Source organism: Pseudomonas sp. 37 R 15, assembly GCF_900004865.1.
Taxonomy (GTDB): domain Bacteria; phylum Pseudomonadota; class Gammaproteobacteria; order Pseudomonadales; family Pseudomonadaceae; genus Aquipseudomonas; species Aquipseudomonas fluorescens_AM.
Window position 1 is genome coordinate 604,857 of sequence record NZ_CVTV01000049.1, and the last position, 9,358, is coordinate 614,214.

The 9,358-nt window shown below is 56.4% G+C and carries 7 protein-coding genes; 3 read left to right on the forward strand and 4 right to left on the reverse strand.

The features are described 5' to 3' along the window. Window position 1 precedes the first annotated feature (1 nt). The 4 genes from livG to BFQ04_RS18145 all read right to left on the reverse strand — a co-directional run bounded on the left by livG (window position 2) and on the right by BFQ04_RS18145 (window position 4,292). A complete protein-coding gene (gene livG / locus BFQ04_RS18130) occupies window positions 2-769 on the reverse strand; it encodes a high-affinity branched-chain amino acid ABC transporter ATP-binding protein LivG (RefSeq protein WP_065893410.1) in 768 nt (255 codons plus the stop codon). Next, window positions 766-2,019, reverse strand: coding sequence for a high-affinity branched-chain amino acid ABC transporter permease LivM (locus BFQ04_RS18135; protein ID WP_065886144.1), 1,254 nt, complete (start codon window positions 2,017-2,019; stop codon window positions 766-768). The genes livG and BFQ04_RS18135 overlap by 4 nt, the downstream gene beginning before the upstream one ends. Further along, a complete protein-coding gene (livH, locus tag BFQ04_RS18140) occupies window positions 2,016-2,939 on the reverse strand; it encodes a high-affinity branched-chain amino acid ABC transporter permease LivH (protein ID WP_065951982.1) in 924 nt (307 codons plus the stop codon). Before livH ends, BFQ04_RS18135 begins: the two co-directional genes overlap by 4 nt. Window positions 2,940-3,164: 225 nt before the next feature. Next, on the reverse strand, window positions 3,165-4,292 hold the full coding sequence (locus tag BFQ04_RS18145; protein WP_065951983.1) for a branched-chain amino acid ABC transporter substrate-binding protein: 1,128 nt from the start codon (window positions 4,290-4,292) through the stop codon (window positions 3,165-3,167). A gap of 341 nt (window positions 4,293-4,633) precedes the next feature. On the opposite strand from BFQ04_RS18145, the gene BFQ04_RS18150 reads away from it, so the two are divergent. From BFQ04_RS18150 to BFQ04_RS28710, 3 genes are all read left to right on the forward strand, one after another. Next, on the forward strand, window positions 4,634-4,936 hold the full coding sequence (locus tag BFQ04_RS18150) for a DUF2288 domain-containing protein (protein WP_017530446.1): 303 nt from the start codon (window positions 4,634-4,636) through the stop codon (window positions 4,934-4,936). A 375-nt stretch (window positions 4,937-5,311) separates the two neighbouring features. Continuing rightward, the gene (locus BFQ04_RS18155; RefSeq protein ID WP_065951984.1) at window positions 5,312-8,047 is read left to right on the forward strand and encodes a dermonecrotic toxin domain-containing protein; all 2,736 of its coding nucleotides are present in this window, start codon (window positions 5,312-5,314) and stop codon (window positions 8,045-8,047) included. A gap of 54 nt (window positions 8,048-8,101) precedes the next feature. Beyond that, a protein-coding gene (locus tag BFQ04_RS28710) for an IS3 family transposase (RefSeq protein WP_371914492.1) occupies window positions 8,102-9,321 on the forward strand; the annotation gives its coding sequence in 2 pieces (ribosomal slippage) (window positions 8,102-8,447 and window positions 8,447-9,321; 1,221 coding nt in all). Window positions 9,322-9,358 lie beyond the last annotated feature (37 nt).

A 9,358-nucleotide genomic window follows, 5' to 3' on the forward strand; every position in this document is an offset into this window, starting at 1 on the left:
TTTACGCTTCCCCCAGATAGGCTTTGATCACTTCGGGATTGTCGCGGATCTGCTCCGGCGTCCCGTCGGCCAGCGGCGTGCCCTGATTGATCACCACGATATGGTCGGAAATGCTCATGACCAGTTTCATGTCGTGTTCGATCAACAGCACGGTGGCGTTGTTTTCCTCACGCAACACGCCGATCAGCGCCTTCAGGTCTTCGGTTTCCTTGGGGTTCAGGCCGGCCGCCGGTTCGTCGAGCATCAGGATCCGCGGGCGGGTCATCATGCAGCGGGCGATTTCCAGGCGACGTTGCTGGCCGTAGGCGAGGGTGCCGGCCGGACGGTTGGCGAACTCGGTGAGGTTGACCTTGTCCAGCCAGTATTCCGCGTACTCCATGGCCTCGCGCTCGCTCTTGCGGAACGCCGGGGTCTTGAACAGGCCTGCGAAGAAGTTGGTGTTCAGGTGACGATGCTGGGCGATCAGCAGGTTCTCGACCGCCGTCATGTCCTTGAACAAACGCACGTTCTGGAAGGTGCGCACCACACCCTTGCGGGCAATCTCGTGACCGGCCAGGCCCTGGATCGGCTGACCGTCCAGCAGGATATTGCCGCCGCTCGGCTTGTAGAAACCGGTGAGGCAGTTGAACACCGTGGTCTTGCCGGCGCCGTTCGGGCCGATCAGCGCCACAACCTGTTTCTCCTTGACGGTCAGGGCAACGCCATTGACCGCCAGCAATCCGCCGAAGCGCATGCTCAGATTTTCGACTTTCAGGATCTCGCGGCTCATTTGCGCAGCTCCATGTGTGGACGTTGCATGGGCAGCAGGCCTTGAGGGCGCCAGATCATCATCAGCACCATGAGGGCGCCGAACATCAACATGCGGTATTCACTGAAGTCGCGCATCAGTTCCGGGAGCAACGTCATTACCACGGCAGCCAGAATAACGCCCAGTTGTGAACCCATTCCGCCCAATACGACAATCGCCAAAATGATTGCTGACTCGAGGAAGGTAAACGACTCAGGTGTAACCAGCCCCTGACGTGCAGCAAAGAAGCTGCCGGCAAAACCGGCGAATGTCGCCCCGAGGGTGAATGCCGAGAGTTTGATTACTGTCGGGTTCATACCCAGCGCCCGGCAGGCTATTTCGTCCTCACGTAATGCTTCCCAGGCTCGGCCGATCGGCATGCGCAGTAAGCGATTGATCACGAACAAGGTCGCAAGCACCAGCAACAGCGCAATCAGATAGAGAAACACTATCTTGTCAGATCCGCTGTAAACCAAACCGAAGTACTCATGAAACGTCTGTCCGCCATCAGGCGCAGTTTTATCGAGCGGAAGACCGAAAAACGTTGGCTTGGGAATGTTGCTTATGCCGTTCGGCCCACCGGTGAGGTCGGTCAGGTTGCGAAGAAACAGACGAATTATTTCCCCGAAGCCGAGCGTCACGATTGCCAGGTAGTCGCCGCGCAGTCGCAACACTGGGAAACCCAGAAGGAAACCGAAGGTGGCAGCCATCATTCCGGCAATTGGCAGGCAGATCCAGAAGCCCCAGCCGAGGTAGTGCGACAGCAGTGCGTAGGTATAAGCGCCAACAGCGTAAAAGCCTACGTAACCCAGGTCGAGCAACCCCGCCAGGCCCACCACAATGTTCAACCCCAGCCCAAGCATCACGTAAATCAGGATCAAGATACCGATATCCACCGCACCTCGGGAGCCAAAAAACGGCCATACAAGGGCGGCGGCGATCAGGGCGATGATGATGTAACGCTGTGTACGCGGGAGGGTCAGGAATTGGCTGACCTTGGGTGAAACCAACGGACCACGATTGCGTTTGAATAACCCACCAAGCTGGTGGGTAAACAGTACCCGCAAAAACATCAGAACCGAACACACCGCGATGATGCTCAACGTCAGCGGCCCGGTGCCATGCACTTCCAGGTTGATGCCGACAATGCTCAGCTTGAGGCCGAGTACCGGAAAGGCCACGGCCCATACCAGCAAGGCGCTGAAAAACGCCGATTTAAGATATCTGCTCATACTTTCTCAACCTCCGGACGGCCCAGGATGCCGGTCGGACGGAACAACAACACCAGAACCAACAAGCCGAATGCCACGACGTCCTTGTACTGGTCACCGAAGATATCGGCACCGAAGGCTTCGGCCACGCCCAGCACCAGCCCGCCGAGCATGGCGCCCGGAATGCTGCCGATGCCGCCCAGTACCGCCGCGGTAAAGGCCTTGAGGCCTACCAGGAAACCGGCGTTGGGGTTGATCACGCCGTACTGCATGCTCAGTAGCACGGCAGCGACCGCCGCCAGCGCAGCACCGATCACGAAGGTCAGGGCGATGATGTTGTTGGTGTTGATGCCCAGCAGGTTGGCCATCTTGATGTCTTCGGCGCAGGCCCGGCAGGCGCGCCCCAGGCGGGAGCGGGAAATGAACAGCGTGAGGCCGAGCATGGCCACCAGGGTGACGATGAAGACCAGGATCTGCATGTAGGAGATCAGCACTTCCTGCGCACCACCGGGGCCGAAGGAAATGCTCCCCGGAATCAGGTTGGGAATGGATTTGTCCTTGGAGTCCTGGGACAGCAATACGGTGTTCTGCAGGAAAATCGACATGCCGATGGCGGAAATCAGCGGGATCAACCGGTTGCTGCCACGCAAGGGGCGGTAGGCAACACGCTCGATACTGTAGCCATAGGCACTGGTCACGACGATCGACGCAAGGAACGCAGCGGTCATCAACAGCGGCAGGGAGTGGATACCCATCATGGCCAGCCCGGCGAGGGCGATGAAGGCCACGTAGGAACCAATCATGTACACCTCGCCATGGGCGAAGTTGATCATTCCAATGATGCCGTAGACCATTGTGTAGCCAATGGCTATCAAGGCATAGGTGCTGCCAATGGTCAGGCCATTAACCAGCTGTTGGAAAAAATGATAGATCTCAGGCATTACAGCGCTCCTAAAAACCCGATACGCATTTCACTGGTGGAGTCATTTCCGGCTCGGTGCCCTGTTCTGTGACCAGTTTGCACAAAGCGTGCCAGCGAACCGCTGGTGACGGTTTTAAGATTTTCAGGTGAGCCAGCGCCCGGATCGCGGGTGCCATGGCCCATAAACCTCGTAAAACAAAGCCCACTGCTTGAACAGTGGGCTTGTTGACCAGTAATGCCTGGCTTACTGAGGGGAAACTTCGGTTTTTGGTTTGCCGAAGTGCCATTCGTAGACCACGAACTTGAAGTCCTTCAGGTCGCCCTTGGCGTCGAAGCTCAGGTCGCCGGTAGGGGTCTTGAAGGTACCGGCGTGGATGGCTTCGGCCACCTTGGTGGTGTCTTCGCTTTTGGCGGCCTTGATACCGCCGGCGATCACTTCGATGGCCGAGTAGGCCGGGAACACGAACGGACCGGTCGGGTCCTGCTTGTTCTTGGCAAACTCTTCAACGATGGCTTTGTTGGCAGGGTCGGTGTCGAAGGATTTCGGCAGGGTCACCAGCAGGCCTTCGGAAGCGCCCTGGGCGATTTGCGAGATGGAGTCGTTGCCGACGCCTTCAGGGCCCATGAACTTGGCGTTCAGGCCTTTTTCCTTGGCCTGGCGCAGGATCAGGCCCAGCTCAGGGTGGTAGCCACCGTAGTAGACGAAGTCGACGTTGGCTTGCTTGAGTTTCTGGATGATCGAGGAGAAGTCCTTGTCACCGGCGTTCAGGCCTTCGAAGACGGCAACCTTGGTGCCTTTCTTCTCCAGGGTCTGTTTGACCGCGGTGGCGATGCCTTCACCGTATTGCTGCTTGTCGTGCAGTACGGCCACGGTCTTCGGCTTCACGTGGTCGGCGATGTAGTTGCCGGCCGCCGGGCCTTGTGCGCTGTCCAGGCCGATGGTGCGGAAGATCAGTTTGTAGCCACGGGCGGTGATTTCCGGGCTGGTGGCGGCCGGGGTAATCATGATCACGCCTTCGTCTTCATAGATATCCGACGCTGGCTGAGTGGAGCTGGAGCAGAGGTGACCGACCACGAACTTGACGCCGTCGTTGACCACTTTGTTGGCTACGGCAACGGCCTGTTTCGGATCGCAAGCGTCATCGTATTCCTTGGCTTCAAGCATTTTGCCGTCTACGCCGCCCTTGGCGTTGATGTCGGCGATGGCCTGCTTGGCACCCATGAATTGCATGTCGCCGTATTGCGTTACAGGACCGGTCTTGGGACCTGCGATACCGATCTTGATGGTATCGGCTGCGAACGAATGGCCGGCAACCCCAGCCAGGACCATAGCGGCAAACAGTTTGGAAATCTGCTTAGTAGCCTTATTCATAGTGCTCCACTCTTACTGTTGTATTTTTTATAGTTCTAGCGGCCTTGTGAGCTGCAGAACCGGATCAGATATCGCGGATATCCCCCCGGCATTGCCCCGGCAACTGTACCGGTACAGTGTAGAGCGCCGGTTGATCGCTTGAAAAGCTGGCTGCCGGGGGCAAAACCGAGTTGTGTCGCTTAAATGAAAGAAAAAGACAGAATTGCGGCGGGGTCATGCCAGCCTTTCAAGCATTCCGTGGCTTTTCCGACACTTTCAATCGCCAGCTCATTTGCTACTGGGTTTTTCTGCCTGAGTTACGGGGCTATGATTGCGCCGATTTTTTACTCAGGTGAACTCCCATGACGCAAGAACCTAGCACCCTCTATGCCAAGCTGCTCGGGGAAACCGCGGAAATTTCCTGGAAAGAGCTCGAGCCGTTCTTTGCCAAGGGTGCCCTATTGTGGGTCGACGCCGGCCTTGATTTGATCGAAGCGGCCGAGGGAATGGCCGAAGACAACCGCGACAAAGTCGCTGCCTGGCTGGCTGCGGGGAGCCTTGGCGAAGTGTCTGCGACGCGGGCATTGGACCTGGTTGAACGTGATCCGAGCTTGTGGGCGGTGGTGGTTTCACCGTGGATTCTGATCCAGGAAAGGGCAGCATAAGAAAACACCGCACAAAAAAGGTGCGCGTTTTGCGTTGAAAAAAGTGTGTAGTGCAGTAACTACCAGCGCAGTGATGGCATCTTGCCGTGAAGAAAGGTCACAGCGCACCCTGACGCGCACGTCACGGGAACAGTTAAGCTGAAGGTTATCCTTGAAGTTAATTGTTTCTTGGTGTGAGAGATGCTGAGGTTGCCCCAGGCTATATATAGAGCACCTGCCGGAAGAGGCGCGATGTCACGCTGAGTTTTTAGGTCTTAAGGCTCAGCTATGCAACCTCGGTCATCTTCACCCTCCCTCAGTCTTCTATTGGCTCAGGACAACGATTACCAGACTCACTATCGGACAAGACTCGAGTGGATCGACCAAGAGCTTCTAATGCTCAGGCAGCGACCGTCATTTTTGTCCTTTGTAAATCATTCGTTTAACGCTGCGTTTACCTCCAGCGAGAAACCACTGCAATCCAATCGAATTTTCATCACCAGCCATACTCAGGACGAGGTGGTGATTCCAGCAGACGTCAGCGTTGTTCTGCTGCCCAGCGTGTTGGATGCGGTGGTGCGCAGAATCGTAGATAAACAGCCTGCATCGTTTGCCAGTCGCTTGACTACCTTCAGCTTCGGTCGGGGAGAAGAGGACGATAAAGATTTACCCGCATCGCTGACACCGGCTGCCTTTGACACCTTTGTCGATAACGTTGCAGTTTCGCTGGAGACTGCTTACCAGGCTCATCTTGATACCTTCTGGAATAAAACGCTTGAGGGAAGCGCCCGCTCCTACAAGCAAAAGGTTATTTCAAGGCGTGAGGATCAGCTACGCGTGGAGGCTACGCTGCTCAGGGGGGACGGAACGCTGAACTCGGGTGGCGTGTTGTTGGTTGAAGAGTTTCTGGCATTTTCCGATGCGTCTGCCCGTCAAGGCAGGCCTTACAGGGCCGCTGCCTATGCATTGGCGCTCAACGATGGCAGCCAGTCGCCGAATATGCCCTTGCATGGCGCATTGGTGCTGACCTCTCGGGACCCGTCATATTCTGAGTCAGATATTACCGCGACGCTCCCGCCCCCCAGCATTCGCCCGATCCAGACCGATGCCAATGTTGGTTTTGTCGTGTTGTTCACACCCAACCAAGGGCTGGAGGCATTCGCCTCATTGGCCCTTCTGGATAAGGAACTTCACCGTCGGCTCAATAAGGATCATGAGTTCGAGAGTGTTTTTGCACTTCTGGCGGACAGATACGGTGAACGTGCGACGACCCTTCGCAACAAGGTGCAGCAAGCGGACTGCTTTGACTACACGGAAATTCTGGAGTCGGTGTTCAGCGCCAGTGTGGAGTCTCAATATCAGAAGTTGATTCAAGACTTCATGTTCATGGTGGGCGTGTACCAGGCGCGCGGTGTGCAGACCGACATGAGCCAATTACCGGACAGCCTGGATCTCACGACTGACATGAGCAAGTTGTTCAGCTTGAGCGGCGTGTTGATGGCTCGGGAAACCAAGCGGTCAAAAGCAGAGCTTAACGCGTTTTTGAGGACGGCCTCGGAAACCGATAAAGCCGCGTGGGCGGCAGCGACGCGTGACTATCTGGAGGTGCTGCAAAGTGCTTGCGCCGCAGACGGCTTGCCCTCTATTTCACAGTTTGGTGACCGTACAGCACTATTGGATTACAGCAGGACACGGCTGTCGGAAGTGCTCGAGATCCAATATGGCATTGATGCAGATCCGGACGACATCCGGGTGACCATTCGACGGCCCAATCCTGCCGGTGGCATTTATTTTTCAGGTGCCAGGCCTAATCCTCAAACAGGCCAGGCTCGCTATAAAGTCCAAACGAAGACCCTGACCGAATTGGCAGTGGAGAACGTCGAGTATTTCGACCAGGTCTTTGTTGATAAATCCAGGTTAAGTCTGAACAACCAGCCTTATACAGAACTGACCCCGCAGCACGTCAAAGACTTGGTGCGTGAGCTGGATATTGGCAGCGCCTACGAGGGGTTTCTCACAGCGCGTTTGTTGACGTCTCACGAAGCGCAGAGTTTAAAGAAAGACTTTGTGCGGGTCATGGAAAAGCAACTGAGGGTCGATGCGCTTGAGGCGAAAATTGCCGGAGACTATTCGCCTGATTCGCTGGACCGCGGCTACCACTGGGTCAAAAGTGTACTTGATCACCCCACGCAGACCGATCAGCGGGCCACAGTGGGTGGGCACGGAGTCATTGTATCGGCGTTGGTTATCCGTGATATCGCGGTGCGCGGCGTTTTGGTATTCCGTTCTGCCAGTTCAACGATTCATTCCAAGGTCGTCTATACCCCTCGGGCTCCGGGTGGCCGGGTATTTCACGAGTATGAGAGCAGCACACAGTTGCTTGAGCGGTTTATCAATAACAGCGCCTGGCATGATTATCTGTTCGACAATATGGAAGGTGCCTATCAGCCAAGGTTACGCAGGAAGCTGGCAAGTGGTATTTACTACACCGAATTCGACTATTTGAACATTACCCGCCATGTGTTTGAGCGTGCCTATGACATCGAGGCGCGCAACGCCATCGAAAAGGCTAACCGTAACTCAACCAGTACTCATGAAGCGGATGTCCGCAGCGTCTGGACCATTGTCGAAGGTGTGGTAGAGGTGGCCTTGGCGGTTTTGCCGGTGCGAATCACGTTTGTCATCGGTCTTGTACGAAGCGCGTTTGCCTTGAACCAGGCTGTTGAGGCCTTGCAAAAAGACGACAGTGTGGCGGCGAGCTATGAGTTTGTCAGGGCCTTCAGCCATCTGATCGGTGCGCTGGTGGACGGCGCCATAGGGTTTGCACCGGTGCGTGTGGGCGGGGTGCCTGGGCACGCGGGCTTACCCTCTGATAGGGCACTCAGGGCTGTGCCTAAAGACGTTACCCCGTTGGTGGGTTGGGAAGGCAAGGGGATTTACACCCGAGCGGGAAACGGTGCAAAACCCGGCCAGCACTTTTTGCATGAAAAGGGCCAGTGGTACAAGGTTACCTATGATGAAGTCTCGGGTGCCAAGACCTGGCGTCTACAAAAACCACGTCGTTCGGCAGAGCACTCGTATCACCTGCCGCCCATTGCACAGAATGCATTGAACGATGAACGAGCCCCATGAAAGACAGGACACCGTTCCCCCCTTAAGATAAGGGATAGGCAAACGGGTATGTTTATGACTAACAGCAATAATAAGGGTGGCGAATTGCTCGGCCAGGAGCGCCGGCGTCGCTGGAGCACCGACCAGAAACTGGCAATGGTTCGCGAGAGCCTTGAACCGGGACAAAGCGTGTCCGTAGTGGCCCGACGCAACGGCATCAACGCCAACCAGCTGTTCCTGTGGCGCAAGCTTTACCAGGACGGAAGCTTGTCGGCGGTCAGTGCTGGCGAAGCCGTTGTACCGGCGTCGGAACTGACCGATGCGCTCAAGCAGATCCGCGAATTGCAGCGGATGCTGGGCAAGAAGACGATGGAAGCCGAAGTTCTAAAAGAGGCCGTAGAGATCGCCCGGTCGCGAAAATGGATTGCGCACTCACCCTTGTTGCCGGGGGACGACCAGTGAAGCTGGTCAGCAAATGTCTCGGTGTGGCGCGCTCGCAATTAACGGTTCGGATCAAGCAATCGCTATCGCCCAGAGTACGGCGAAGCAGGCCTGTGAATGACGCTGAGTTGGTAGTCGAAATTCAGCAACAGGTCAGCGAGCTGCCCAGCTATGGCTACCGTCGCGTCTGGGGATTACTGCGCCGTGCACGAGAAAAGCAACGACTCCCTGCGATCAATGTAAAGCGGGTTTACCGGGTCATGCGTGATCACAACCTGCTGCTTGAGCGCCGGATCAAACAGCCCGGCGTGCCGCGTCGGCACGAAGGCCGTATTGCCGTGAAAACCAGCGATACGCGTTGGTGCTCGGACGGCTTTGAGTTCCGATGCGAGGATGGCGCCAAACTGAGCGTGACCTTCGCCCTGGACTGCTGTGACCGTGAAGCCATCGGCTGGGTCGCGAGCCCGACCGGGTACAGTGGCGATGATATCCGCGACTTGATGCTGGAAAGCGTAGAGAAGCGTTTTGGTGACCAACTGCCGACTACGCCAGTGCAGTGGTTAAGCGACAACGGTTCGGCATACACCGCTGAACAGACGCGCGCATTTGCCCGGCAGATCGGTTTGCAACCGGTAACGACACCGGTGCGTAGCCCGCAAAGCAACGGCATGGCCGAGAGCTTCGTAAAGACTATCAAGCGTGACTACGTGGCGCATATGCCCAAACCAGATAGAGAAACGGCGCTGCGTAACCTGGCAATTGCCTTCGAGCATTACAACGAGCAGCATCCACACAGCGCCTTGAAATATCGCTCACCGAGGGAGTTCAGGCGCTTGGCGGCAGCATCAATTTAACGGGGAGTTGGTGTCCGGTTTTGTAGGGGCTAATCCA

What these genes read in the sequence shown, in the direction of transcription:
- livH (WP_065951982.1), bottom strand. Translation starts at nt 2,939, where the DNA reads ATGCCTGAGATCTATCATTTTTTCCAACAGCTGGTTAATGGCCTGACC.
- livG (WP_065893410.1), bottom strand. Translation starts at nt 769, where the DNA reads ATGAGCCGCGAGATCCTGAAAGTCGAAAATCTGAGCATGCGCTTCGGC.
- BFQ04_RS18145 (WP_065951983.1), bottom strand. Translation starts at nt 4,292, where the DNA reads ATGAATAAGGCTACTAAGCAGATTTCCAAACTGTTTGCCGCTATGGTC.
- BFQ04_RS18155 (WP_065951984.1), top strand. Translation starts at nt 5,312, where the DNA reads ATGCTCAGGCAGCGACCGTCATTTTTGTCCTTTGTAAATCATTCGTTT.
- BFQ04_RS18150 (WP_017530446.1), top strand. Translation starts at nt 4,634, where the DNA reads ATGACGCAAGAACCTAGCACCCTCTATGCCAAGCTGCTCGGGGAAACC.
- BFQ04_RS18135 (WP_065886144.1), bottom strand. Translation starts at nt 2,019, where the DNA reads ATGAGCAGATATCTTAAATCGGCGTTTTTCAGCGCCTTGCTGGTATGG.